The organism is Flavobacterium fluviatile (assembly GCF_010645065.1).
GTDB lineage: Bacteria > Bacteroidota > Bacteroidia > Flavobacteriales > Flavobacteriaceae > Flavobacterium > Flavobacterium fluviatile.
This window is the reverse complement of sequence record NZ_JAADZW010000035.1, coordinates 1-24,029: the sequence shown is the minus strand read 5'-3', so window position 1 is coordinate 24,029 and position 24,029 is coordinate 1. Positions and strand designations below refer to the sequence as shown.

General features: G+C 31.5%; 28 protein-coding genes and 1 tRNA gene. 10 read left to right on the top strand and 19 right to left on the bottom strand.

Features of this window, described 5'->3' with window-relative positions; translation table 11 throughout:
* Positions 1 to 374: 374 nt before the first annotated feature.
* Entirely contained in the window at positions 375 to 2,165 is a 1,791-nt protein-coding gene (locus GXM17_RS20215) for an ABC transporter ATP-binding protein (protein ID WP_163401331.1), read from the bottom strand.
* Between the two features lie 265 nt (positions 2,166 to 2,430).
* Here GXM17_RS20215 and GXM17_RS20210 point away from each other — a divergent pair.
* Positions 2,431 to 2,505: transfer RNA gene (locus tag GXM17_RS20210), tRNA-Val, on the top strand.
* Here the strand turns inward: GXM17_RS20210 and GXM17_RS20205 are convergent.
* From GXM17_RS20205 to mobA, 3 genes are all read right to left on the bottom strand, one after another.
* On the bottom strand, positions 2,496 to 4,019 hold the full coding sequence (locus GXM17_RS20205) for a recombinase family protein (RefSeq protein WP_163401330.1): 1,524 nt from the start codon (positions 4,017 to 4,019) through the stop codon (positions 2,496 to 2,498). The genes GXM17_RS20210 and GXM17_RS20205 overlap by 10 nt on opposite strands.
* Entirely contained in the window at positions 4,003 to 4,158 is a 156-nt protein-coding gene (locus GXM17_RS20200; protein WP_163401329.1) for a hypothetical protein, read from the bottom strand. The genes GXM17_RS20205 and GXM17_RS20200 overlap by 17 nt, the downstream gene beginning before the upstream one ends.
* Before the next feature lie 298 nt (positions 4,159 to 4,456).
* Complete coding sequence (gene mobA / locus GXM17_RS20195; RefSeq protein ID WP_163401328.1) at positions 4,457 to 4,894, bottom strand: conjugal transfer protein MobA; 438 nt, start codon at positions 4,892 to 4,894, stop codon at positions 4,457 to 4,459.
* A 220-nt stretch (positions 4,895 to 5,114) separates the two neighbouring features.
* Between mobA and GXM17_RS20190 the strand changes: the two genes are divergently transcribed.
* Together GXM17_RS20190 and GXM17_RS20185 are read left to right on the top strand one after the other, a co-directional pair.
* On the top strand, positions 5,115 to 5,804 hold the full coding sequence (locus GXM17_RS20190) for a nucleotidyl transferase AbiEii/AbiGii toxin family protein (RefSeq protein ID WP_163401327.1): 690 nt from the start codon (positions 5,115 to 5,117) through the stop codon (positions 5,802 to 5,804).
* A gap of 48 nt (positions 5,805 to 5,852) precedes the next feature.
* The gene (locus tag GXM17_RS20185; protein WP_163401326.1) at positions 5,853 to 6,164 is read left to right on the top strand and encodes a DUF6922 domain-containing protein; all 312 of its coding nucleotides are present in this window, start codon (positions 5,853 to 5,855) and stop codon (positions 6,162 to 6,164) included.
* A 103-nt stretch (positions 6,165 to 6,267) separates the two neighbouring features.
* Here the strand turns inward: GXM17_RS20185 and GXM17_RS21930 are convergent, their stop codons facing one another.
* On the bottom strand, positions 6,268 to 6,393 hold the full coding sequence (locus tag GXM17_RS21930) for a hypothetical protein (RefSeq protein ID WP_280115309.1): 126 nt from the start codon (positions 6,391 to 6,393) through the stop codon (positions 6,268 to 6,270).
* 34 nt (positions 6,394 to 6,427) lie between these two features.
* Between GXM17_RS21930 and GXM17_RS20180 the strand changes: the two genes are divergently transcribed.
* On the top strand, positions 6,428 to 6,688 hold the full coding sequence (locus GXM17_RS20180) for a PH domain-containing protein (RefSeq protein WP_129024421.1): 261 nt from the start codon (positions 6,428 to 6,430) through the stop codon (positions 6,686 to 6,688).
* Between the two features lie 33 nt (positions 6,689 to 6,721).
* Positions 6,722 to 7,039, top strand: a complete 318-nt coding sequence (locus tag GXM17_RS20175) for a DUF6922 domain-containing protein (RefSeq protein WP_163401325.1) — start codon at positions 6,722 to 6,724, stop codon at positions 7,037 to 7,039.
* Between the two features lie 921 nt (positions 7,040 to 7,960).
* Here the strand turns inward: GXM17_RS20175 and GXM17_RS20170 are convergent.
* The 5 genes from GXM17_RS20170 to GXM17_RS20150 are packed head-to-tail and all read right to left on the bottom strand — an operon-like array spanning position 7,961 to position 11,698.
* Positions 7,961 to 8,236 (bottom strand): hypothetical protein, encoded by a 276-nt coding sequence (locus GXM17_RS20170; protein WP_208796469.1) that lies wholly within the window; start codon positions 8,234 to 8,236, stop codon positions 7,961 to 7,963.
* Positions 8,237 to 8,288: 52 nt separating this feature from the next.
* Positions 8,289 to 8,852, bottom strand: coding sequence for a hypothetical protein (locus GXM17_RS20165; protein ID WP_163401324.1), 564 nt, complete (start codon positions 8,850 to 8,852; stop codon positions 8,289 to 8,291).
* A gap of 11 nt (positions 8,853 to 8,863) precedes the next feature.
* Complete coding sequence (locus GXM17_RS20160) at positions 8,864 to 9,226, bottom strand: hypothetical protein (RefSeq protein ID WP_163401323.1); 363 nt, start codon at positions 9,224 to 9,226, stop codon at positions 8,864 to 8,866.
* Complete coding sequence (locus GXM17_RS20155) at positions 9,213 to 10,049, bottom strand: hypothetical protein (protein ID WP_163401322.1); 837 nt, start codon at positions 10,047 to 10,049, stop codon at positions 9,213 to 9,215. The genes GXM17_RS20160 and GXM17_RS20155 overlap by 14 nt, the downstream gene beginning before the upstream one ends.
* An 11-nt stretch (positions 10,050 to 10,060) precedes the next feature.
* A complete protein-coding gene (locus GXM17_RS20150; protein WP_163401321.1) occupies positions 10,061 to 11,698 on the bottom strand; it encodes a hypothetical protein in 1,638 nt (545 codons plus the stop codon).
* Between the two features lie 174 nt (positions 11,699 to 11,872).
* Between GXM17_RS20150 and GXM17_RS20145 the strand changes: the two genes are divergently transcribed.
* The 3 genes from GXM17_RS20145 to GXM17_RS20135 all read left to right on the top strand — a co-directional run bounded on the left by GXM17_RS20145 (position 11,873) and on the right by GXM17_RS20135 (position 13,400).
* Positions 11,873 to 12,280 (top strand): helix-turn-helix domain-containing protein, encoded by a 408-nt coding sequence (locus tag GXM17_RS20145; RefSeq protein ID WP_163401320.1) that lies wholly within the window; start codon positions 11,873 to 11,875, stop codon positions 12,278 to 12,280.
* 96 nt (positions 12,281 to 12,376) lie between these two features.
* Positions 12,377 to 12,634 carry a hypothetical protein gene (locus GXM17_RS20140; protein WP_163401319.1) on the top strand — a complete coding sequence of 86 codons (258 nt, stop codon included), beginning with the start codon at positions 12,377 to 12,379 and terminating at the stop codon, positions 12,632 to 12,634.
* 265 nt (positions 12,635 to 12,899) lie between these two features.
* Entirely contained in the window at positions 12,900 to 13,400 is a 501-nt protein-coding gene (locus GXM17_RS20135) for a hypothetical protein (RefSeq protein ID WP_163401318.1), read from the top strand.
* A 98-nt stretch (positions 13,401 to 13,498) separates the two neighbouring features.
* On the opposite strand, the gene GXM17_RS20130 is transcribed toward GXM17_RS20135, so the two are convergent.
* The 9 genes from GXM17_RS20130 to GXM17_RS20095 all read right to left on the bottom strand — a co-directional run bounded on the left by GXM17_RS20130 (position 13,499) and on the right by GXM17_RS20095 (position 23,404).
* Positions 13,499 to 14,203: a hypothetical protein gene (locus GXM17_RS20130; protein WP_163401317.1), complete on the bottom strand. Its 705-nt coding sequence runs from the start codon at positions 14,201 to 14,203 to the stop codon at positions 13,499 to 13,501.
* Positions 14,204 to 14,259: 56 nt separating this feature from the next.
* Positions 14,260 to 14,892 (bottom strand): hypothetical protein, encoded by a 633-nt coding sequence (locus tag GXM17_RS20125; RefSeq protein ID WP_163401316.1) that lies wholly within the window; start codon positions 14,890 to 14,892, stop codon positions 14,260 to 14,262.
* Positions 14,893 to 15,003: 111 nt separating this feature from the next.
* On the bottom strand, positions 15,004 to 15,144 hold the full coding sequence (locus GXM17_RS21600) for a hypothetical protein (RefSeq protein WP_167522131.1): 141 nt from the start codon (positions 15,142 to 15,144) through the stop codon (positions 15,004 to 15,006).
* 183 nt (positions 15,145 to 15,327) lie between these two features.
* Positions 15,328 to 15,960: a hypothetical protein gene (locus GXM17_RS20120; RefSeq protein WP_163401315.1), complete on the bottom strand. Its 633-nt coding sequence runs from the start codon at positions 15,958 to 15,960 to the stop codon at positions 15,328 to 15,330.
* A gap of 492 nt (positions 15,961 to 16,452) precedes the next feature.
* Positions 16,453 to 18,429, bottom strand: coding sequence for an AAA family ATPase (locus GXM17_RS20115; RefSeq protein ID WP_163401314.1), 1,977 nt, complete (start codon positions 18,427 to 18,429; stop codon positions 16,453 to 16,455).
* A complete protein-coding gene (locus tag GXM17_RS20110; RefSeq protein ID WP_163401313.1) occupies positions 18,426 to 19,373 on the bottom strand; it encodes a hypothetical protein in 948 nt (315 codons plus the stop codon). The genes GXM17_RS20115 and GXM17_RS20110 overlap by 4 nt, the downstream gene beginning before the upstream one ends.
* The gene (locus GXM17_RS20105; protein ID WP_163401312.1) at positions 19,348 to 21,549 is read right to left on the bottom strand and encodes an AAA family ATPase; all 2,202 of its coding nucleotides are present in this window, start codon (positions 21,547 to 21,549) and stop codon (positions 19,348 to 19,350) included. The genes GXM17_RS20110 and GXM17_RS20105 overlap by 26 nt, the downstream gene beginning before the upstream one ends.
* Before the next feature lie 379 nt (positions 21,550 to 21,928).
* Positions 21,929 to 22,102, bottom strand: coding sequence for a hypothetical protein (locus GXM17_RS20100; protein WP_163401311.1), 174 nt, complete (start codon positions 22,100 to 22,102; stop codon positions 21,929 to 21,931).
* Between the two features lie 621 nt (positions 22,103 to 22,723).
* Positions 22,724 to 23,404, bottom strand: coding sequence for an XRE family transcriptional regulator (locus GXM17_RS20095; protein ID WP_163401310.1), 681 nt, complete (start codon positions 23,402 to 23,404; stop codon positions 22,724 to 22,726).
* 123 nt (positions 23,405 to 23,527) lie between these two features.
* Here GXM17_RS20095 and GXM17_RS20090 point away from each other — a divergent pair, with 123 nt between their 5' ends.
* Entirely contained in the window at positions 23,528 to 23,716 is a 189-nt protein-coding gene (locus GXM17_RS20090) for an ATP-dependent Lon protease (RefSeq protein WP_163401309.1), read from the top strand.
* Between the two features lie 35 nt (positions 23,717 to 23,751).
* Positions 23,752 to 24,029: hypothetical protein (locus tag GXM17_RS20085; protein WP_163401308.1), on the top strand; the 278-nt coding region annotated here is incomplete at its 3' end.

Sequence of the window (24,029 nt, the reverse complement as noted above, 5' to 3'; positions counted from 1 at the left end):
ATCGCAAGAAGTTTCCTCTCGGTCATACAAATATAAAAAAAATAGTAAAATAAATTAGGAACTAAAGATAGTACCTAAGGCTTTTGGGTTGAAAGGATATTTTGGTAAGTTTTAAGAATCTGTAAGTTAGAGTGTTTTTTGTGTAGAAAAGGAAAGAAAAATGTACCAGGAATCGTCTTAAATAAATTTTGTGCTACCCATTTAATTTTATCAAATGTCACCCTGAGCGGAGTCGAAGGCTTGATCATTCGAATGGCTTCGACTCCGCTCAGCCGGACAATATCTTTATTAGACAAATATTCAGACAAGCTTCAAAAAAAAAATGCAATAAAACGTTTGTCTTATTGCATTTAAATTATTGACTTCAAAACATCCTAAGAATTGCTAAACTGTAAGTTACTTAGGTTTTTATAAATACCGTTTTCAAGATTTATCAATTCCTGATGTGTTCCTTCTTCGGTGATTTTTCCGTTATCCAGAACTAAAATTTTATCAGCATTTCGAATGGTTGAAAGACGGTGAGCGATAATGATGCTTGTTCTGCCTTCCATTAAAACTTCTAAAGCTTCCTGAACCAGTTTTTCACTTTCACTATCTAAAGATGAAGTTGCTTCGTCCAGAATTAAAATACTCGGATTTTTTAATAATGCTCTTGCAATTGCAATTCTCTGACGTTGCCCTCCTGACAATTTCACACCGCGTTCTCCAACGAGCGTTTCGAATTTTTCAGGGAAACCTTCGATGAAATTCAATGCATTGGCCTGTTTGGCAGCCAGCATTATTTCTTCATCTGAAGCGTCCGGCTTTCCGTAGGCTATATTTTCCCTTATGGTTCCGCCAAATAAAATCACATCCTGGGGAACGATACTCATATTGCCACGAAGATTTTCTAAATCATAATCGTAAATACTTTTTCCATCCACTAAGATTTCTCCTGAAGTAATATCGTAAAAGCGTAATATTAACGAAGAAATAGTAGATTTCCCGGCACCACTTGGTCCGACAAGTGCAATCTTCTGACCGAAATCAGCGTTGAAATTGACATCTTTCAATACCTGAACTTCTTTTCTTGAAGGATAACTGAAAGCCACATTTTTGAAGGCTACGGTTCCTTTTATTTTTTCTATAGCTGAAGCTTTCGGGTTTGCATTGATAGCTTCCGGAGCTTCTTCCAGTAATTCGAAAACACGTTCTGTAGCACCAACCGCTTTTTGAATCTGCGCATACATTTCGGCTATTCCTCCAAAAGAAGCGCCAATAAAGGTGGTGTAAAGTACAAACGAAATCAGATCACCCACGCCTTCAACTTCACCTTTTATCGTTAGTGTAATTCCGTACCATACAACGGCAACCACACATCCGAAAAGGCATAAAATAATGAAGGACGCAAAATAACCTCTGTACTGACCGCCTTTGATAGCGATTTTTACAATTTCTTTGATTTTGTTTTTATAACGCTGAATTTCGTACCATTCGTTGGCAAACGCTTTTACGTTGCTGATTCCCTGCAGCGTTTCTTCAACAATAACCTGGCTTTCCGCTACTTTGTCCTGCGTTTTTTTTCCGTATTTTCGAATAAACCTTCCGAATATAACGGCAGCAACAGCTACAACCGGAACGATAGCTAGCATCATCAGAGTCAATTTCGGGCTGATACTTGCTAAGATGATAAATCCACCAATAATTAAAATAAACTGACGTAAAAACTCGGCGATTGTTGTTGTAAAAGTATCCTGTAACTGTGAGATATCGGCACTGATTCTACTATTTAGTTCACCAACACGTTTTTGGGAATAAAAGGACATCGGAAGTTTAATTAAATTCTCGTACAATGCAAAACGAATGTTCGACAATGAATTCTCTGTAAAGTTGACAAAAAGTGAAATTCTGAAAAACGAGAATATCGCTTGTAAAAACAGAATTCCCATAAGAGCGATCGCTATTTCGTTTGCTTTGTCAAGATCTTTATTGGTAACACAGTCAACCAGCATTCCCATTAACTTAGGAAAGGCGAGGGCAGTGGCACTTGTTAAGAGTAAAAAAACTAGACCAAGGAAGAATTTCCATCTGTGGTTTTTAGCATATTTAAAAATACGGATTGCTTTTTGAAGGGAGTTAGAGTCTAATTTAGCTTTCGGTAAATCATTTTCCTGATATCTTGCCATTTGAGTTTACAATTAAGGTTTGCAAATGTATGACTATAGCAAGTGAATACAAAAGAATAATTTAATTTAGCGTTTTAAAAACCGTTTTTTAACTCAATCTTAAGTTATTGATAGATTTTGTTTTATTTTTAAGAAGCTGAAAGATAGCTTTATAAAAGGATTTGGAAATTTTCTTTTATATTTTTTACCCAAAAGGCTTGCAATTACAAATTCTAGGTGTATATTTGCACTCGCAATCACAAAATGATTGCAGCCTAGAAAAATAGGGCGATTAGCTCAGCTGGTTCAGAGCACCTCGTTTACACCGAGGGGGTCGGGGGTTCGAACCCCTCATCGCCCACTTTGAGGGATAACAGAAAAGTTGTCCCTCTTTTTTTTGTATAAAAGATATCCTTTTTCTTCCATTTTACTGGCATTATGAGAAAATATCTCCATCATTGTAGGTGTTCGATATATACCCTCTTGATAGTATAAGTTGCCATCGAACACCATGTTCACAAACTCTCGTTTCTGCAAAGTACCTGATTTGGTGTAGATATGTCTCATGTCTCCCAATAGATCCAGATTACTTTCTAAAATCTCAAAAGCTTTACCTTGATTTATATTGAGTCTTTCTATCGATGCAGTAAGAGTCAAAATATGATCACTATATGTAGAATACCATCTTTCGTAAGTATCTTTATTTATTTCGTCTCTGAACCATTTTTCTTCTACAGCATTTAATCTCTGCTGTATTTCTTCAAGTTCATGCTTTTTGTCTAATGCTTTTTTCTTGTTTGTTTTTACTTCCTGCTCAATTGAAGCATAGCTTCCATCTCTTATATCCTTAATCTGTTTCTCTGAAACACTCATTAAGTCGCAGGCATTTAAAAACTGCTCATGTGCTTTGACAGCACTTATATTGTTATGTTTAGAATGCTTGCATTTATAATAGTAGAAGTATTTTCCAGATTTGCCACGGGAAGGAGCACCTGTAAGAGGTATACCGCAATGACATTTTACAACGCCTCTTAATGGTATCTCATCATCAACGGTTACCTTTACCTTATCTTCCTTTTTCATTTTGGACTGCACCATTGTCCATGTTATCTTATCCACTATTGGCTCATGAATGGCTGGAAAAAGACCACCCGGCAGATCCTTGAACGGCTCAACCTTTACGAGTCCTGCATAAACAGGATTTGCTAGCACACGGTCAATAGCCATATTGCCTTTTCTATCAAAACCTGACTGGTAAGCTATTTCCTTAATTTTATATAATGGCACATTACGAAGGAACATATCATAAATTAAACGTACAATTTTAGCTTCCATCTCATTTACTTCGAGATGTCGCTGTTTTCCTTGCCCAACTTTAGTATAGCCGAAAGGTTTTTCTCTGGTAAGAAAACGACCTTCTTTAGCACGGGCTGTGTAGAGTCCACCACGTACTTTAATACTCCTGTTGATATTATCTTCTTCGGCAAGCAGTAATTGTAAACCTGCCCTAAAAAAGCTTCCAGGCGTATCATAATCAAAGACTATCCCTTCGGTCACACTTATAATCTGAATACTATATTTTTTTTGGAACTGCTTGACCATGTTCATCGCTTCGCCAGCATCTCTGCTAAAGCGGTCAAGCTGGTCTACAAGAAGATAATCAACCGATTTATAATGTTTGGCTATAAATGCCTGCAGTTTTATAAAATCTGGACGGTCAAAACTTTTTGCACTTTTCCCTCTGTCAATGAAAGAATCAACTAGCTGTATATTATTATACTGCAGGTACTGGTCAGTGTACAATTCCTGTCTTTCAATCGAGCCATTGCTCTGACCCAATTGACTAAATCTTAAATATCTAATCGCTCTCTTCATATAATTCTTTCAATGTTAATGAAACAATAATTTCAATCATGAGATTTACTAATTTCTGTTCTTTTTCCCTTTCTAAATCTTCATAATTTTTTGATACAATATCATTATTTTCAAACTGTTCATCTTTCAATTTTTCCATATCAATATCATTAAATTTAATTAAGACGCCGTGTATCTCACGGAACCAAAACTAATTTAAAATACAATTTTGCAGTTTTAGTTATTTTGCTTTTAATGGAACAATGTGACTGCATTTGGCTTAAAACACTTTATGCAGATATACCTAAGATGTAATTTGTACTAAACAGCAATTAAAAAAAATACAATAATGTATCCTATCAATTCTTTATATATGGTACATTCAAAATCATGTTACATACATTTGACGTGAATCAATACTATTGCAGATTAACTACTCTTGGAATTTCGCCATCATATCAAGACTCTTTTTTCATATGCTTTTCTTCAAATTCCTCTGTGAGCTGTATTATCTTTTTAGATAAAACAGCTAATTCTATTGTCTGCTTTTCGAGTTTGTACAGATATGCCGAAGCTTTCTTTTCGGAAAATTTTTGATATAAAATCCTGACTACCTGATTATAATTTACCCCGACAGCCCTAAACTGACTGTAAAAGGAGGTCAGGCGCATATAATAATCCACTGTCGCTTTATTGATTTTAACTGTTTTGATCCCTTTTTGAAAAACACACGCTGTAATAAAGTGTGCCATTACATGCATTCCTGATGTTTCAAAAAGAGTCAGGAAACGTGCATTTTCTTCTGCAGTGAGACTGATGGAATAGCGGTGGACTGCGGGATCTATTTTGGAAGGTCTGCCTCCTTTATGCGGGTTCTTTTTTTCTTCATTTTCCATGACTTCAATTATTGGTATTACTTAAAACCAATATATTTCATGATCAGTATTGGTGACCTAATGTGGAAGTACTTGGGAGAGTTTGGAAGTATTTGGCTTACCTGTTCCTAATACAGTCTTATATCTTTAGAATTGGACATCCTCTGTCAAATAAAGCCATCAGAGGACACTTCAAAAGAGAAGGGCTTTTTCAGAATTAATTTTCTGAAAATATAAAATTATGCTCTGCAAAGAAACCGTTACTTCGGAGATGTGGGAACTTCTCCAAAGACTTATGAAAGATGAAAATTTGAAAGACCACATATTAGTTGGCGGTACGGCGCTGGCCTTAAGACTAGGACACCGCTTATCGGTAGACATAGATCTTTTTACAACAAAAGATTTTGATCCGCAGGCTATGCTCAAATATTTGCATGACACTTATGGTGTAAATGAAAAAGAAAGCAGGCTGTATAATAACACAGTTCTTACCTACATCGATAATGTAAAAGTCGATATTGTTACACACAATTACCCTATTCTGAATTCTGTGGAAACAACAGAAGGAGTCCGCATGATTTCCAATGAAGATATTGGGGCAATGAAACTCCACGCCATCCATCAGAGCGGTACCAGATACAAGGATTTTGTCGACATGTACTTTATGCTTGAGCAAGAACCTCTAAAGTTTTATCTGCAAGCCTATCAGAGAAAATATGACAAAGATCCGTACTGGGCTTGCAGAGGTCTTAATACTTATGACAAGATTACCACATTTGAAGGTGTAGATATGCTCAAAAAAAAAGAGCAGAACTGGAAAAACATCCAAAAACGTCTGGAACTGGCAGTAAAAAATCCTTTATATAAATTTAAATCAGAAAGCCAGGATTTACCAATTAACCCTAATAAAAATAGAGGTTTTCGCAGGTAATTCAGCAAAAAATGCTTACATTTGATAATAACCATTTTTCTAAAAACAATGGAGAAGCCAACTAAAAACATACCCAATCTTCACCCTAAATTCTTCTGGGATTTTAGATTCGACAGCATTGACTGGGATGGAGGATATAAAATGGTTATTGCCCGTATTGTGGAGCGTGGAGGTCAGGATCAAATTGACGAAATCGTGCGTTTTTATGGTCGTGAAAAAGTAATTAAGGCAGTCCGTGAAGAGATTTCATTTCTGCCTAACTATGCCATTGAAGATGCCCTTAAATTCTTTCCCGAACTCAAAAAGGAAGAAATGTACTGCTACATCAACCGCAAGGACAAGCCATACCACTGGATTTAGCTTCAGTGTTAAACCATCGGAAATAAAGGGTCATATCCTACCATTAACTATAATTTTATCAGTCTATTCGATTGTCTATGAAAAACAATAACAAACATAAAATTTATACCGGAAATTTCATTTCAACATTTAATGCAATAATACTTATCCTGTTCTTTGTTTTTGTCTGCGTGTATTTTATAAAAGGCGTTTTATCAGGGAGCGTTGCAGGCTGGGTCGGTTTTCCCATTTTTTTTGTTTTATTTTCAATTCTCACATTACCAATGAATTATTTTATCTTAACGGATAAGAAACTAATATCAAAAAATCCTATTTGGTTTTGGAAAACAAATGAAATAGAGTTTGACTCTATTTCCAGCATATCAATTGTACAGCCTCCTAAATCTGCTATCTCTTTAAAAATAGAAACTCAGGATTCAAAAAAAGTTATACCAGCATGCAGTTTAAGAGATAATACATGGAAAGAATTGAAAACACATTTGATTAAAGAGAACATTGTTTTATATGATAAAGTGGGCGTTTAAGTTAAATATCTTTTTTTCGATTGATTTCATATTTTGCCAGTAGTTAAAAAAAATAACAGAGTTCCTAATTTGGATCGCATCTTTTTTTGGGATTTCGATATAGATGCTATGGACTTTAAAAAAGCCTACAAAACTATTATTGCCCGTATTGTAGAGCGCGGAGGGCAGGATGAAATAGATGAAATCGTACTTTTTTATGGACATGGAAAAGTTATTAAAACTATTCGTGACGAAATTTATTTCCTTCCTAATTATGCCATTGAACGTGCATTAAGATTTTTTCCCGAACTTCAAAAAGAAGAAATGTACTGCTACCTCAACCGCAAGGACAAACCCTATCACTGGATATAGTCTTTCTCCTGAATTTATTTAAATGAAATTCTTTTTATTTATATTTTATAAAAAGAAAATAATAAAAAGAAACCCAAGATATGACGGGCTTAACAGTCTGGCAAAAAAACTTCGGCATAATGTCTTGCTCGTTCCTCACAAGCCACCCTTCGGGACTTATTCCGATTCCTTTTGGCCTGTCTGCATCCCGTCCTGTGAAATTGCTTTCTTTTTCTTTTTTCCGTTTTTCTGTTTTCTTTGTAAAAGATATTTTTATTGCTATTTTGAGGTCCAATATCTTGTTGCCTGAAATAAAATCGCAAAGTTTCCAGAAAAACCATAAAAGCATTTTTACATTTTTATGCTTTTAAAAACACTTATACAAATAGGTAAATACCTGTAGAATTGCATATCTGAATGCGTGTAAGCCTGCAGGCCAACATACTTGCCTGCTTGCATTACTGCAAACTTACATATTTGTATGCTTGAATGCCTGGATTTCTTCATGCTTGCTTACTTGCACTCCTGCATACTTGAATATTTTCTTCTAAGAAAATATTTTAAGATACAACTCAATTATAGCATCATATATCTCCCCACAGTCTGCTGGCGTAACCAATAACACTACTATATGATAAGGATCCGCTTTATTCAGATATATCTTTAAAATAAATTACTTTATAAGTATTACAATAAAAAAAGGGCATTAAGCCCTTTCATTAAATCTATCTCTAAAAATATTACCACAAAGGTAATGGCAAGTTGTGTTTTGAGATGCTTGAAATGAATTCAGCATCTCAAAACAACTTGCCCTGCGGGGCTGGAAAAAGCCTCCGAAGTCGGCATTTTATTAAAATTATGAATGGACATAGATTAGTTCGTAGTGCTCTTTTTATTTTCTTTTAAATATTTTCTGTAAAGCATGTCCAGTAAATCTGCCTCTTACAACGGGATCAGCATTTCTATTATCCTCAGCAGACTGTAAACGTATCTTTCAACATGCCTTGGACTATTATTTGTACTGACTTCCATTCCGTCTAATGCAAGCATTCCTGCTTTGAGTAAATCCATAATCATACAAAACAGATCGGAATATCCCTGAACATTTATTTCGAGATTGTGTATATCGTTCCGGATTTTTGATGCAGGTTTAAGCATTATAAAGTAATGCTCCGGATTTTCAACCAGATCATTTAATTTGATTTTATTTTTTTTCATATCAATATATTTTATTAGTTAAATCGAGCATCTCTGAAATGATGCAGTAATTTCAGCATTCGGAATTCTCTTTCGATTCATTAACTTTTTTTATTTTTTCAAGGCCTCTTTCACGCATAAGCTCTCCAGCATCAAGCATTTTTATTAAATGGATGTACGGAGTCGTAAGGTCAATATCCCCCTCTTCTTTGTATGGACACAATGAAAGACTCACTATTTCAGAAAGGAAAAATTCAAACTCCTTCAGGCTTTTCTCTGCAAATGCCTTTCGAAATACTGTGAAAGGATTGTCATATTCCTGCTTTGTCAGTGAAGTGAGATGAAATACATCTTCGGTGCGGACTGACTCTTTAACTCTCCATTTACTGCTTTTTTTATGCAGGCAGTAGTATGTTTTCAAAAATGAGCATATTGCTTTATAGAATATAAAAATCCCGCTTGATTTATCATTACTGCAGATTTCTTCCTTAAAGCTGTACAGTACTGCCTGCGTTAAATTTCGCTTATAGTACTCAAGATGTGCAAAATCAAAAAGGGCATCAGATGCTTCAAATGGATTTCCTGCCTCAAACCCAGCCCAGAACTTGGTTTCAAAATTTTTTTTCTTCTTTTTCATGATTTAAAAAATTAGTTATCCTTTTGTTCATTTTTATTTTCGCTATTAATCTCTAAATAAAGCTTGTGCAGTTTATCAAGCCCTTCCGCTTCACTGCACGGCAGTAGCTGTATCGCAATTTCCAAAATGCTCGTAAGATGAAAAGCGGGATCCTCAATCTGACTGGAATTTTCCAGATCTGAATTCTCCAGTGTGTGAAGTGCTATTTTAAGAAGATCCTGTACTGTATAAATGAGTTTTATGTAGCTCGTAAATTTTATATCTGCATGATAAATACCTTCTTTCTCTCTCTGCGGGGTCAATGTTCTAAAATAAAAACTGCTTTTCAGTTCTTTGATAAAATCATCCGCCTTTTTATTTTCATTGGTTTCCATATTGTTTAAATATTTTTTTGGTTTGCTCAGCATACTGCTGATACATTATTTTTACTTCGCTCAAAAGCCACTGCATTTTTTCATATGCTGATTCAACAATTTCTGCAGTTAACGGTTCAATTTTTTCTCCCCACTGAACAGCTTTTCGGGCAAAATCAAGCTTTGTTAAAACTTCTTTCTCTTCTTTGTTATCTAAATCAAAAGTGTTGCCTAAGACACTATTAAACTTCGCAATGCGCTCCTGCTGGTCTGAAATGCTTCCATCTATCACCCATTCACCCGTTAGAATCCAAGAGGCATTAATAAAAAGATATCGAAACTGCTCATGTATAACATACAATGCCATTAAATGATTCTCGTTTCCACGGTGATACTTTAAATCTCTGCCAATAGTATTGGCCTCTGATATCCACATTTGATAATTTGCAACAGTCTTTTTCAAAAGCCGTTTCATATTTAATTTTTTTATATCTAGAACAGGTTTTCCTACAGTGTTTCTATAAACAAGATCCGTTTCTTTACAATTGAAAATAAAAAATAAATTTCCTTTTCCGACTTCTCTCTTTATACACTCCCTGTCAAAAAAACAGAATGAAAAAGTATTGTAGTTTTCAATTACTTTCCATAAATGGAACACAACATCGTCATAGTAATGGGGGCTTTTTCTGCTCACAACAATTGTCAGAATCCCTGTTTTTGATTCTACTGCGGACTCTGAAAAGAAAATGCACTCAGCTTCTACAAACTCTACTAACAAGTTCACTGTTTTTTTGACTGCCCGATATTTAGGATGGTCTTTCTGTGTTAAAATATTATAGTACATGATCTGTCTGTTTAAGGTTCAGCCGAAATCAGGTTCTCAGTGCGTCTTAATTCGTCTTTTACGACAGCTGTGCAGAAACCCGCAAAATCATTGTATCGATCCTGTAAAAGATTCATATCAAGTTCAGAAAAAGTATCTGCACCGCTGTATCTCAGCGAAGCATATGATCTGCTTAATATCGTAAACACGTTTCTGTCCTGTTCTGTAACCCTCGGAAAGTAACTGCTTATTTCAGGGTTAAAATGATCACAGATTTCCAATAGATAGGAAAGGGAAAAATGATTTGGAGAATATCCCATAAACAAGCGGATCATTCCAAGACAGATCTGTTCTGCCATAGTATGGAGCATCAAACCTTTAAGAGGAGCATAACATGCCCATTCATAATCTTCCTGCCATTTTTCCATATTGTTCACCACAATATTTCTATAGCATAGGTATTCTTTTGCAGATGTTATACTGCGCACTGGAAGATCTCCAAATTCCAGAACAGCAGATTCTTTTTTAAACAAAGCTTTTCCATTTTTTATAACATTCAAAAAGAAATACTTCTGATCGCCTGTTGTAGTCTTAAGCTCTGAAATATGATGAATCAAAAGTGTTGCGGTGCACTGTTCTTTGGTTCTGCTTTTAATAATATCAGCCAGATCATGCACTGCATTTACTTTACTTTCTTTGACAAGCACTAATAGATAAAAGTGTTTAACCCTTTTTTCCGCTTTACCTAAACAATAAACTGCCTCAGTCTTAAGATAAGAAGTAACGGTATCACTGACAATTTTTTCATAGTCTATTACTGCATCGTTTAAAATTTCTGGATTCTGTTTTGGTTCAATAAAAAAAACGGATTTTTCCTCGCAGTAAGAAAACTGGTCTTGGAAGATTTTTTTAGTTTCTTTTAAGATGCGGTAAAGTTTCTTTTGTGCTTCTTTAACCCTGTCTTTCTTAATCTTTGTTTTGCCTCCGTAAGGGAATTCAATCCTTGCTCTATCAAGTAAATCGGCAATTTCTTTATCCTTATCATGATCAGTATTGAACACCTGCTTCAAAATTGGTGCATAGTCCTTTATCGTGTTTAAGTGCTCTAGTGTATAATGATTCGAATGAGATTTTCCCATGACCAGTTCTCCGATTATACCAAAAAGAAGGTTTACCGCCTGATGGATTGTATAGAGTGCCATATAATGGTTATTTGTTCCTTCATAATGCTGGGAACCTCTTCTTAATGATTCTGATTTGGCTAAAAGCCCGCTGTTTTTCTTTACTGCTTTTTTAAGCAGAACAGATACAGTCGGAATATCTTTTTTAATCTTAAAATCAAACTCTTCGTTTTTAAACAGACTTATGTTTGATAAATACCACTTTAAATAATACAAGCTCCCATGCTTTAAGCGATGCAGTACATCCCATAGATTTATAATCACATAAGGAACAGATGGATATTTTTTCAAAACCTTATCTGCCCATTCATACATTTCCGATGCAATCTGCTGTGAATCTTCCCTTAATATTATAGTAAGTATATAACCTATTTTACCTGCTGTCTCTGCCTCATGCAGGGTGACCGCTGTAATGTCCATAAATGATTGGAGCTCTCTAACGGCATTCTCCAATTCTTTCTGATCTTGAAATTGAATTGCACTACTCATAATTTTAATTTTTTTAATTAATACTTGTGTTAAAAATTGTATTTTTGTTTAACACACAGGCAAGTAAGTGATTAGTCGTACTGTACCGTATCAATTTGTCACGTACCGTACAAGACTAATTTCTATATCATACATAGTACTTACTTTTTTATTCTTAATTATTATCTTTGAGCTATGAGTACAGTAACAAAACCAAATCACATAGGACGAAAAATTAGTCGTATTCGTGAATTAAAAGACATGAAACAAGAAGCTTTAGCCCAGGCTATGGGAACAAACCAGCAGGCTATTTCAATTATGGAAAATAGCGAGACAATCGAAGAGGAAAAACTTATTGATGTAGCAAAGGCACTGGGTGTGAGTGTGGAAGCAATAAAGAATTTTTCAGAAGAAGGGGTCTTTAATTATTTCAATAGCTTCAATAATTTTAATGATAATTCATCATTAAATAGTCAATGCACTTTTAACCCTTTGGATAAATTAATGGAATCCGTAGACGAGAATAAAAAACTTTACGAAAGATTACTTCAGGCTGAGAAAGATAAAATCGAATATTTGGAAAAATTACTAAAAGCAAAATGATGCTTTTATAAAAGATATATTAATTCCAAAAAAGAGACTTTCGAGTCTCTTTTTTGTTATCAAATATCTCCATACTTTAATATAAAACGAAATACCATGAATAAAACTATAAAGCTGAGAGTAAGAAAAGAAATTGACAGGGAAAGTGAGCTTAAAGTATTAAAACTAAAAGGGACATTAATTACTAAAGGGTATACAGAAATTATTCATATTGAAGATGAAAATGAAGATTTCTACGTGAACACTTTTTCAACTTCTACAGACCTAAAAAAAGAAGCAGAAAATTATATATTAGAATATATTTCTTCTCATAACGTAAATGATATTATTACATTACTCAGCACTGTTAAGTAGTGTTTTTTTTAACTTCATTTATAGAGATAGAACGAAATTATTTTTAACTGATTACTAATTAATTTACATATAACAATCTTGATATAATAACTATAACTAAAGGCTCAATGATAGAAGATTTAATTAAAAGAACACATACCGATGATTTTTATCAAAACTGCGATTTTAAACTTGAATCATTCAACTTCAAAACATCGGATAATACTGTGGAGATGATTTTTTCAATTAATCAAACCAGTTATGATATTCCAGTTGAACAGGAAGAGTGGAAAATAACTTGCAGAACACTGAAAAATATCATGGTTTCTTTTGGAATGTTCTCCTGCCATATACTAAATTAAAAATTTTAGATAAACATCCAGTATTACTTCTCTACAATCATAATGAACTTGAATGCGAAATAATTGGAGTACCTAAAGATATCAATCAATTTATTGCTGATATTTCTATGATACTTGAAAGAGAGACCGGAAATTGGATTACTGTCCCAGACATTTTATGGAACAGCGAAGAGCATTACAGGCTTTTCAGCAAAAGAAATATAAGTATTCCCAAGTCGATAGGTAATCCTATCAAAGAAGTTTGTACGAAACACAACCTTACATTTAAAGTTACCCATGAAGTAACCGGACATGACAAACGCTATGCGCACAAACAAAAAAGTAAAATTTTGATATTTGGAAACGAAGATGTAAGTCCAAATGATTTTTATCTGAAACAACCGTACGTTATTGCAGAAAGTTTTACTGCAGAACGCATTAAATGAATAAAAGTTAGCACCACCTGTCACTAAATTTAAAGTAGTGCCTTATCAATTCAAGCATACGTTCTTAGGTTAAGTCTAAAGCATAAATCTTATTATCGCTATTCTCTACTGTAATTTTTAATAAGCCAGTTTTTTAAATCAATTTTAAATTCATTAAAAGGTTTAATTAAATCCAGATTCTCGCTTTTTTCCCATTTGGAATCAAATTCGTCAGCAATATCATAAAGTTCAGGGTTTATTTTTCTTAGCTTTTGTAGAAATTTAAGACACTTCGGCTTATCTATAGCAACAACGTTATTTTTTAAAGCAAAAAAATTACCTAAAAATTGATCAATTCCAAAAATATTTAATTTTCGTATTTTCATGCAAATGTAAATTTGGTAATGTCGCTTTAAACTGTAATCAATTCTTTGCTGTACAAAGTCAAATTCTGAAAATCCTAAATTTTTATAATAGGGAAACATTTTTTTATGACAAGCAAAATTATGGATACGACCAAATAAGTTAATAAATAAAAAACTTCCAAAAAGAGAATCATCTCTATAAGTATTATAAAAAGATTCATAGGTAGTCATCCCTAAATCTTCAATATAGATATGTAACAGCTCATGTGTAAAAGATGAATAATTTACTTCGAGATTAGGACAAATTATCTCAATATTTTCACTTACATTTTTTACCAGCCAAGAATCTTCCTTTTTATCATAGAAGAGTTTAATAACATGTTTGTCACTTAAATTTTCCCACAATTTGCGATTTTTATTGATGATATAATTTTCAATATTCTTTGTAATATCTATCATGCTTAATCCTTTGGATTTTATTTAATACTTATATTGTTTTAAAACTTTTTACTTTTTTATAAAGTAATATTTTCATTGCTTATCAGATCAGTGAATACCTCATTCAATTTTTCAAATTTCAAAACACTAAATAGTTTACTTGGAACCCATAATCCATTTTGATTTTCATACAAAATTGAGAAGTTATCAGTATCTAAATATTTCTTTAAAATTAATAAAGCCCTTTCTCTATTAACGCTTACAGTTTTTTTATAATTATCAAAATACTTTTTAGGATTATCATTTGAGTTTGGAACTGATGTTATCGTCAATGCATTAATATCAGTTTGTGCAAATGTCTGAAAAGCAACATATACAATATCTCGTTTAACCTGTTCTTCGATTATATTTTTCAAATCACCTTCAAAAATTGGTTTCGAGACCTGAACATGCAATTTACTTTCCTCCAATGAAATGAATTTTAATGTCCCTACTTCTTCACTAAAATCGTACGAAGCTTCAAACATTTCTTTAATAGTTTTATATTTCGGTAATGAATTGTCATGCTCAATATCATCGTTTGAGGGGTCAAGATTTTCAACAGAAATACTATCAGTTGCAATATTGTTCACTTGATTATCTCTATCAGATTTACAGCTTACAAGTACAAGTATTGACAAAGTAAATATTGCTAATTTCATTTTATTCATATAGATTTTTTTTTAATATTTCTAAAACCTCAATTCTGAATTTAACAGCATTGAGGTTTTTAAATTGATTTAAATTCAGTGATAAAACTTATAAGCGTTACCAATATTTATTTAATCTTTGGGCTTATGTTTATGAGGTTTTAAAGCAGGATGCTTTTCCTTGTTGGGAGGATTGACCCGAGGTCTTTTATCTGGTGTTCCATCTTCTTTTTTTGGTTTTGGACCAGGCTTAATTGCTTGAAGTTCATTCATAATAATTTCCTTTTAATTAAATACTAACATTTGTTTCTCACTAACAAATAACATTAAAAAAATTATTATTGTATTACGGAAATCCGTAACAAGGAAATGATTTTAAAGTCACAATACCTACATGTACTGAATTTTATTTGAAGCTTTACTTAGTTTTGATTTAAGATTTACAGCTCTATTTATTTAAATCATTGTCATATGATCTCCGTTTTTAACTATTCCTGTTAAATCTAATTTATAATCATCCTTAACTTTTTTTGCAAATTCAAAAGGATCAACATCTTTAAATATTAAAATTGGCCTTGTAAACCTAGGATAATATAATGTTCCAAAATTACCTATTGGGAAATGGATTCCAATTGCTGGCTGAAAAGGGTCGCTTGATATTAAGTAGCTATATGAAAAAGCTCCAGTTTTCGCATCTCCAATCATTACTGGAACGGATTGATTTCCTTCAATTAACATTGAGATTGGTTGCCCTCCAATAAAGGACATTTTCATTAAATATTCAAGACCTTTTGCCGTTGTATGAACTGTTATATGAAATCCTCCGACACTATCAATTGTTCCACTTGAAATAACTTCCTCAAATGCCTGTGATTGAATATCCATTATGTGTTTCCAATCTGTACTTTTTAAATTAGGAATAAAGTTCTTTTGAAACATATTAAATCCTGATGTATCGCCAATCCAATGATGCTGGTTTGATGGCTCAATTTCTCCCTTAGCGATTTTATAAAGTAAAGCTTGATTTTCTAACGCTCCTATCAAAAAGTCAGTTTCATAATTTGACTCTCTATTTATTTCTAGCAGCAATTTTCTAACTTTGTCTATACTTAGTTCATTTAGTTTATAAACTTGTTCAATTGCCTGTTGAGCAGTATCAACTGAGCCAGCATACTATATTTGGATCAGTGATTTTTGAATCACTTTCTATTCGTAATGAACCCTGTGCTATCCTTCCAATTACCAATGTCATTTCTTAAAATGTATTCAAATTAATCAATTTCTATAATTTTCCAGAGCCATCTTTTTTTGCATCAGAATAACTCCAACATTAATGTATTTGTATGGCTTATGGATTATTCCTGCACTTTGGTTTTGCTGGATTTCTTTTTGTCAAATGATTTTATTCTTTTAGCATAATTGTCTCTATAATTTATAGGAAGATTTTGTTTTGAAAAAGAGTTCGTTCGAATAGAAAAATTTATCTAAACAAAAGTAATTTTAAGGAAAAACAAGATCAAACGTACAAAATGCAACGAACATATTTTCTAATTAATTATAAAATATATTTATTAATCAGTTTTATTTTCTCTTAGCAACAAGAAAATCAATTTGTTGTTGTATAAGACTATTATGAAATTCAACATCTTTATCTAATTCTGAAAGCATTTCTGAAAGTTTAATTTTTAATATAGGCTCATCGATTAATTTAATTATACTTTGATGATAGATCTTGTTCTTCAGGAAAACACTTTTTGATTCCTTTTTTTTTGCGTTTTTATTTATCCAGTTAATTGTATCATTTATCTTATCTTGAGCGAAAGAACCTATATAACCATTTTCCATAAAAAAACTATCACCTAACAGTTCATGTATATTTGCCCCAAACGTATGTTTTTTATCGAATATTTGAAAAGCTTCTCCGTTAATAACTTTAAGAAACATAATGTTACTGCTTGGAATATCAGAGAGTATAAAAGGGGAATGAGTTACAAAACAAATATTAATACTCTTTATATTCTTTAGACCGATTCGCGAAATGCTATCTAGAAAGTATTTTATAAAACATCTTTGCAATTCTGGATGAAAATATAATTCGATTTCTTCAAGTACAATATTTATATTTTCATATTTAATTTTTTCACCCATAACAGAATCAATATTATACAAATGATAAAGTAAAGAGCTTACCATATATATTAATTGTTTTTCTCCTGAACTCAAACTGTCAAATTTTACATCATCACTATTAGATGATTTTAGAATTATTTTAATATCAAAAATTGGTGGAGGAATAAAATTTAAAATTGATTGGTCTGGTTTACGTCTTAAAGTGATAGCATCAGATATATCAGATATAGGCAATGTTAATTTTTTATTTTGATATTGAACATAATCATTTTTCAAATAATTCAGAACCTGTTTTAACTTAAAAGTTATATGACTATCATCTTCCTTTAATTTATTAATCAATTCTCCAAAAAGTGCTGTATCAAACTTCTTATGTCGAGGAAGTAGAAATTTGAAGTAGTCTTCGTACTTCAAGCAAATACTAACTACTTTATAAATAATATAAGATCTAGCTACTAAATATCTTTTTTCAACGAAAAGATCAATGTTAAAATTCTGAACTTGAACCAATTCGGACATTAACAATTTAGCCAAATCATTTCTTTCTGGAATTTCAAAAGCACTTAATCTAAATGTTCTCAGTATTTTTTCTCCACTTGTATCCTTGCGATGATAATAAACAACATCCTTTGATTTTTTTAATTCAAAGCTAATTTTATGTGCAATTAAATTATCGCCAAATTTTCTAAAATCTAAATTGCCCTCAATTGGACGCAAAACATTAGCAAGAATACGTTGCTTAACTAAATCATTTTCACGATTAATATCAAAATTTCCTTCTGTACGCATCGGATTAAGAACAAGGGGAGTTTGATACGAATCATTTTTATGAAACAACTCTTGTAGCCAATCGACAAATTTAGACCCTTCAAAGTACCCGTATTCTTTACTGTTGTAAGCATAATGAGAATAATTTACAGCTTCTGTATAAAATAATTTCTCTAATGAAAAATCTTCTTCTGGTTTTAAATTAATTCTTCCATCTTTATTAAATCTAAATACTTGAAAAATATCATCATTAACAGAAATCTTATAATAATTATCGGTATGAAAATAAAATTCAATATGAATACCTTTAATTACTTCTAAATCAGCAGTAATTGTTTTGTTTTTATTACCCGCAACAAACTTAAAATTATACGCAATATTGTTTATTGCTCTAATAAGAAGATCAATAATAGTACTTTTTCCAGAACCGTTTTTACCTACAATAGCTGAAATATTTATATTAACATCTGAACTTAATCCTTTTATATTATATAACAAAGGGCTTTGCAAAGAAATATCTTCTACAATAGATTCTATCCCATCAATTATTTCGATTTTATAATTTGTGTAAAAAAAATATAATTTATTTTTTTTTAGAACTTTAACAAAAGTAGAATCTGTCCCATCAAGTACTTTTAATGCAATTATTTTAAAATTCATGGGTACTTAGGTTTTATTATCTCCAATTCTGATAATATATCTTTTTTGAATTTACTAAATGGTCTTTTATGAAAATCATCTTCATTAATTTCGATTCCAAATACCAATCTATAAATTTCCTCTCTAGACATTATATTTTTAAATGTTTTATTTATTAAGATATCAATGTAGTTCTCAGAATACTTGTATCTTAGGTCTAATAAATCTCTTAATTCAGTATCTGAATGCGCATTGTATATCTCTTTTATCTTAAATGTTTCAATCATTTTTTTTGTTTTAGCTGGTAAAGAAGATTCATCTGCTATTGTAACGTTATTATCAACAAAGGTTTTTTTGCGGTATGAAAATTTAAATTTTTCATTTAAATCATGGATATACGGCTGTAAGTGGGTATCAAGTTCAAAATTTTTATTACTTTTTAATTTATTACAAGAAGAGCAACTAGGAATTAAATTAAAAAAAGATAAGGCTAGAAGGGGGTATCTATCTTTATTAAACCAGTGATCATATTCAGCCCTACATACCTTATCTTTTGTAGACCCAATAGTTTTAATGTAATTTCTATTACAATATGTACAAGTATGCCGTTTCAATATTTCTGCAAGATAATACCTGTTTCCTGTAATTTCTTTGTAATTAAAAATTGACTGAATAGATTGAATTGCTTGATGATAAGCATGTCTCTCTTTGACTGTTTTACTACCTCTAACATACAAATCATATGTTGCACTGTCATATAGTGGAATAAATTTATAAATAAATTCTAAATTAATATCAGGTAATTCATTTGGAGCACTTGTTATTATATCAAATAGTCTTTCTTTTAGTTCGTTTTTTAATGAAGTAGACAAAAAGCCATCCTTTGAAATTCTATCTTCTATTTTTGATTTAATATCCACGAAATATTCACGAACATTTTTACTGTTTTCTTTTAGATTTAACATATTGAATATTGTTTAAATTTTCCATTTTTTTTTGTAAAAACTCAATTTCTCTAGAAATTATTTCTACTTGCAAGGACTGCGCTGTAGCATTATCATACATTTCAGCTAGCTTTATTTTCATAATAGGTTCATCTATTATTGCAATTAATTTTCTATGTTGATTAAAATATGGATTTTCTTTATTTTTTAATGTTTCGCTACATTCAAGAGATAGAGCTTTGTTAAGTTTGCGTCTTAAAGTTTTTACTTTTGCGGTTTTTTTGTTTAAAACAAAATCCGTGATTTTTTCTTTTATATTAAGAATTTCGTTGAGCCAATCCAAAGTTTTTTCAATTTTTTCTTTTGCAAAATCTCCAATCAATCCATCATCTGTAAAAAACGAATAAGCCAAAAGATCAGTAATATTTGCTCCAAATGATATTTGTGGTCTATCATCATTTTCAAGAACGACAGTTTTATTATCTAAACTTTTTAAATACACAACATTATATCTTGGTAAATCTGATAGTGTTAGAGGGTCATGCGTTGTAAATACTATTTGAAATGATGGTTTATTCTCAATAAGTTCAAAAATGTGGCTTAAAGTATAAACTAAAGATTTTACAAACTTTTTTTTCCATATGGGATGAAACCCTAAATCTGCCTCATCTAGCAAAAGTATATAATGCTTTTTGAGAGGTAAAAATCTATTTCCTAGATCACTATTTAAAAGATTACTAACCACAAAATCATAAATTCTAGAGTAAAAATTCAATAGCGCATTTTCTCCAGAACTTAGTTTTTTTTCAGTTTCATAGTTAATAAAACCATCTATTTTATAACTAGTATCTAAGATTAAATCACTCTCCTCAGATTTTTTAGCATTAAACAAAAAGTATCTTTCAAGTTCTATAATTAATTTTCTTTGTAAAGTTAATATTTCAATAGCATCTTTATAATCTGGATAAATAGTATTCTCATCATAATCAACTTTAGTCTGAACATAATCATCTTCAGCATATCCATCTGAATAATATGATTGGTTGTCAAGAATACTAAAAATATTATCTAAAAATAATTTTATTAGCTCGTAGCTAAAAGGTTTCCATACATTTCCGTGATACTCAATTTTGACCTCTTCAATCATTTTTAAAAAAGTATCTATATAGTTTAAATCTTTTGTTCTTTTTTCAAAGTCCGATTCTAATTTTAATTCAGATAAAAATGTATTTTTTTTGTCAGCTTGTCTAAACAAAACAGATACAATGCACTGGACGATAAAAGTTTTTAATCTTTCATTCTCTAATTCATCTTTATTTATAAAATTATTTTTATCATCATAAACTCTTCTTTTTATCCGAGCTTTTTTTTCTTTGCTAGCTTTTTCTTCTAATGGCTTTAAAGCTCCAAATTTCACATCGAGTGATACATTATCAAATATGTCATCTAATTTATGAGCTCTGAATATCAACTTTGGATTACCATGTTTTGGAAAAGTAAAAATGTCATTAAAAACAGTGTTGTTTTCAAATACTTCAGATGACAAAAATGAAATTTGCCGTAGTGAATTTTTAAATCTTAATTCCCTGTTTGGTCTAAAATTCCAGCCAGCTGGATTTGAATCCTTGTTTGCCAAATCATTTAAATCATTATCTAAAACAGTATCAAATGAAATGTCATAATTATCAATCTTATCAAAGTGGGGATTAACCTTATAATCGTAATGAGGAGAATAATATATTGATTGAAAAGACTCTTCCGTTTTAGCAAGGTCTATATCTAAAAATAATGCATTATTTTTATCAAGTTCATTAATATTTAAAAGATATTTATTACTTTCAAAACTTGATTTAATTAAAATTGGATAATCACTAGTATCATCTTCTCCAATCATAACTACGTATGAGTGCGGAAATGGAGAAGAATGTTCAACAAATTTAGACCTTAGGATATCTAATATAGAAGTTTTACCCGTTCCGTTTTCTCCAACAATTGCGCTTACTAATGACAATTTTGATGAAGTATTTGTTAAATCATAAAAATTATTGATATAGTTATGATTCTCCTCTCTCCTTATTAGTACTGACGAATTATTATATCCTTTAAAATTATAAATATATTTTCCACCAAGGTTAATGGTTTGTGGTTCATCAAACAAGAATTGATGTTCATATATAAAAACAGCTACTAATCTCATCTTTAACTTAATAAAATTTTAGTAAATATAGTACTAAAAATTCTACCGTTAATTTATAAGTATTTTCTATTTAATTTAGAGCAATCAGTAAATTGTAAACAAGTGAACTATGGATAATAACAAAGTGATTAAATAATTATATAGGTACTCAAACTAACAATAACATAGTGGCGGGGAGAATTTAAAAAAAAGAAATGAGAATTTAGACACATTAGATTTAAACCTCTATTTCCAGCATTTTTAAGTCAATTAACCGATTCTTTGTTATCGATTTAACTGGTTTATTTCACTGAATTAGAATGACTGTGAATCTTACAAAACCCACATTTCGTTAAGCCTAATGCCAAATCCTTCGTAGTAATGTTGTGCAATTGTATTGTTATCGCTTAGTTTCTTTTTCAGGTAATTTATTCATTTCTTTCAACGATGCTTTTATAAAAGTCATAATTGGACTTTTTCTTCCTTCTCCAGTCCATCTTATTCCCCAATGTGCTTTACTTAAATATTTAGTATTAGGTAATGTTTCATATTTTTGATTCCAAGCTTTGGTCACTAAAATGAATTTATCATCTGTTTTATTTATTATTTTATCTGCTCTTACTTTTCCAAATTTTTCATTTGCATTAATATATTTAATTTCAATAGGTAAAATATAGGGCTATAAATCAAATATACAATATACATTAATATAAAAAAGGTCGAAAAGTCCAATAAAATCAATACTTCACAGTAAAAAAGGTCGAAAAAAGAAAAAAATTAAAATGTTCATTAATTACTTTTTACTACCGTTATACTACCATTAAAAAAGCCAAAAAGGTTCGATATAAAGCAGTAATTACCATTCGCGGGAGGATATATACGCAAAACTACTATAAAAGCCGTAAAAACAAGCGTTTTACGGCTTTTTTATGCTTTAATATTTCAACTTTAAACGGGTTTTTAAAGCCTTTTAAAAAGTATTTAAACGACATTTCAAAAAACGGTATTTTTTGTATTGCTTTACTTAATGCTTTACCTCTTGCTTTACCTCATGGATGCAAAAAAAAGTACTGGAAAACACCCCGTAATTACACTTTAAAACCAAAAAAGTATAAAAATAAGGCTGAAAGCCCCCCTTTAATTCATTAATTAGACTCTGTTATTATGCATAAAGTATTATAAATCAGTTAATTACTTAGTTGTGTAACCTTATTGAAGCTCGTACAAGCCCAATTGCGGCTATTTGACTTAGTTTTACATCCTTAGGACTGTGGTGTTGATTGTGACTTACAAGCCTCACATATTCGTCACCTAATTCGCTTTGATGAACAAACTTTATAGTTTTCATAGTACTGTATTCGTCTAATTTGACAGCTACGACGTACATTTCTCCAAAAAATATCTGCGCTCGTTCTACTGCGATACGTTTATAAGCGATCATGTCACCAGATTTTAATAAGGGATACATACTGTCACCTGATGCGTAAATAGCTCCATCACACGCTGGCATACTCGGTATAGAAATATAGTCTATTACTTTTTCTTCATCAACTCCATTGCCATCAACCAACGGCACGAGCCCCATTGTTGCTTCAAGATTAAATAACGGTACACGTTGCAGCTCATATATTGCATCTTTTGTTTTTCGATAGCTCTCTACTGGTTCTGCTAAAACATTGTGTTGAATTTTATTTTCTCCAATGAGTTCTGAAACCGATACCTCTAATGCTGTTGCGATTTTTCGCAATCTATCAAGAGAGATATCCTGTTTTTCATTCTCATAATCTACATATGACCTTTTAGGAATACCAGTTTTGGCAACCATTTCGTCCTGAGTAACGTTTTTAAGCTCTCTTATTTGTTTGATTTTCAGCAAAATAAAAAATATTTTAAAGTTAATTGCGAAATTTCGCTATTTATATTGCGATAATTCGCAATTAGTATATATATTTGTAAAGAACAAAACGAATTACAAAACATAATTAACAATTGTAAAGATATGAAAGAGATATTAATCGCAAGTGAGATGAAGAATAAAATCATAAAAGAATTTAAGTCAAATCGTCCGAGTTTGCGATCTGCATTAAAATTCTTCACTAACTCAAATGTTGCCAAGGCAATGCGTAAACGTGCTAAAGAACTCTTGGAAGAAGAGTTAAAAAAAATAAATGAGTTTGACGAACTATAAAACACTAATGAGTCGCACAGAAAATATTATTCAATATGGAAAAAAAAGAAAGCCCATTTGAATACCATAACGACAAACTTGGTGCAAAAATAAAGTTCCTTATAAAGAGCGATAAGCTTGTAAGCTCACACGAACAAAGCTTGAAACTCATTTCCTATCGGGCACTTTATGGCAGAATGAAAAGTAAAACCCAGCCTGAACGAGAATTAAGGCGTGCATCACTCGGATTTGATGCGCTTGTGGAGTTTGACTCTTTAGTACAAGAATGGCGGGATGCATTAGTATTCAAATTCGGAAAGCCCACCGAAATAAC

What these genes read in the sequence shown, in the direction of transcription:
- GXM17_RS20215 (WP_163401331.1), bottom strand. Translation starts at nt 2,165, where the DNA reads ATGGCAAGATATCAGGAAAATGATTTACCGAAAGCTAAATTAGACTCT.
- GXM17_RS20205 (WP_163401330.1), bottom strand. Translation starts at nt 4,019, where the DNA reads ATGAAGAGAGCGATTAGATATTTAAGATTTAGTCAATTGGGTCAGAGC.
- GXM17_RS20200 (WP_163401329.1), bottom strand. Translation starts at nt 4,158, where the DNA reads ATGGAAAAATTGAAAGATGAACAGTTTGAAAATAATGATATTGTATCA.
- mobA (WP_163401328.1), bottom strand. Translation starts at nt 4,894, where the DNA reads ATGGAAAATGAAGAAAAAAAGAACCCGCATAAAGGAGGCAGACCTTCC.
- GXM17_RS20190 (WP_163401327.1), top strand. Translation starts at nt 5,115, where the DNA reads ATGCTCTGCAAAGAAACCGTTACTTCGGAGATGTGGGAACTTCTCCAA.
- GXM17_RS20185 (WP_163401326.1), top strand. Translation starts at nt 5,853, where the DNA reads ATGGAGAAGCCAACTAAAAACATACCCAATCTTCACCCTAAATTCTTC.
- GXM17_RS21930 (WP_280115309.1), bottom strand. Translation starts at nt 6,393, where the DNA reads ATGGGAAAACCGACCCAGCCTGCAACGCTCCCTGATAAAACGCCTTTT.
- GXM17_RS20180 (WP_129024421.1), top strand. Translation starts at nt 6,428, where the DNA reads ATGAATTATTTTATCTTAACGGATAAGAAACTAATATCAAAAAATCCT.
- GXM17_RS20170 (WP_208796469.1), bottom strand. Translation starts at nt 8,236, where the DNA reads ATGAAAAAAAATAAAATCAAATTAAATGATCTGGTTGAAAATCCGGAG.
- GXM17_RS20165 (WP_163401324.1), bottom strand. Translation starts at nt 8,852, where the DNA reads ATGAAAAAGAAGAAAAAAAATTTTGAAACCAAGTTCTGGGCTGGGTTT.
- GXM17_RS20160 (WP_163401323.1), bottom strand. Translation starts at nt 9,226, where the DNA reads ATGGAAACCAATGAAAATAAAAAGGCGGATGATTTTATCAAAGAACTG.
- GXM17_RS20155 (WP_163401322.1), bottom strand. Translation starts at nt 10,049, where the DNA reads ATGTACTATAATATTTTAACACAGAAAGACCATCCTAAATATCGGGCA.
- GXM17_RS20150 (WP_163401321.1), bottom strand. Translation starts at nt 11,698, where the DNA reads ATGAGTAGTGCAATTCAATTTCAAGATCAGAAAGAATTGGAGAATGCC.
- GXM17_RS20145 (WP_163401320.1), top strand. Translation starts at nt 11,873, where the DNA reads ATGAGTACAGTAACAAAACCAAATCACATAGGACGAAAAATTAGTCGT.
- GXM17_RS20140 (WP_163401319.1), top strand. Translation starts at nt 12,377, where the DNA reads ATGAATAAAACTATAAAGCTGAGAGTAAGAAAAGAAATTGACAGGGAA.
- GXM17_RS20130 (WP_163401317.1), bottom strand. Translation starts at nt 14,203, where the DNA reads ATGATAGATATTACAAAGAATATTGAAAATTATATCATCAATAAAAAT.
- GXM17_RS20125 (WP_163401316.1), bottom strand. Translation starts at nt 14,892, where the DNA reads ATGAATAAAATGAAATTAGCAATATTTACTTTGTCAATACTTGTACTT.
- GXM17_RS21600 (WP_167522131.1), bottom strand. Translation starts at nt 15,144, where the DNA reads ATGAATGAACTTCAAGCAATTAAGCCTGGTCCAAAACCAAAAAAAGAA.
- GXM17_RS20115 (WP_163401314.1), bottom strand. Translation starts at nt 18,429, where the DNA reads ATGAATTTTAAAATAATTGCATTAAAAGTACTTGATGGGACAGATTCT.
- GXM17_RS20110 (WP_163401313.1), bottom strand. Translation starts at nt 19,373, where the DNA reads ATGTTAAATCTAAAAGAAAACAGTAAAAATGTTCGTGAATATTTCGTG.
- GXM17_RS20105 (WP_163401312.1), bottom strand. Translation starts at nt 21,549, where the DNA reads ATGAGATTAGTAGCTGTTTTTATATATGAACATCAATTCTTGTTTGAT.
- GXM17_RS20090 (WP_163401309.1), top strand. Translation starts at nt 23,528, where the DNA reads ATGAAAGAGATATTAATCGCAAGTGAGATGAAGAATAAAATCATAAAA.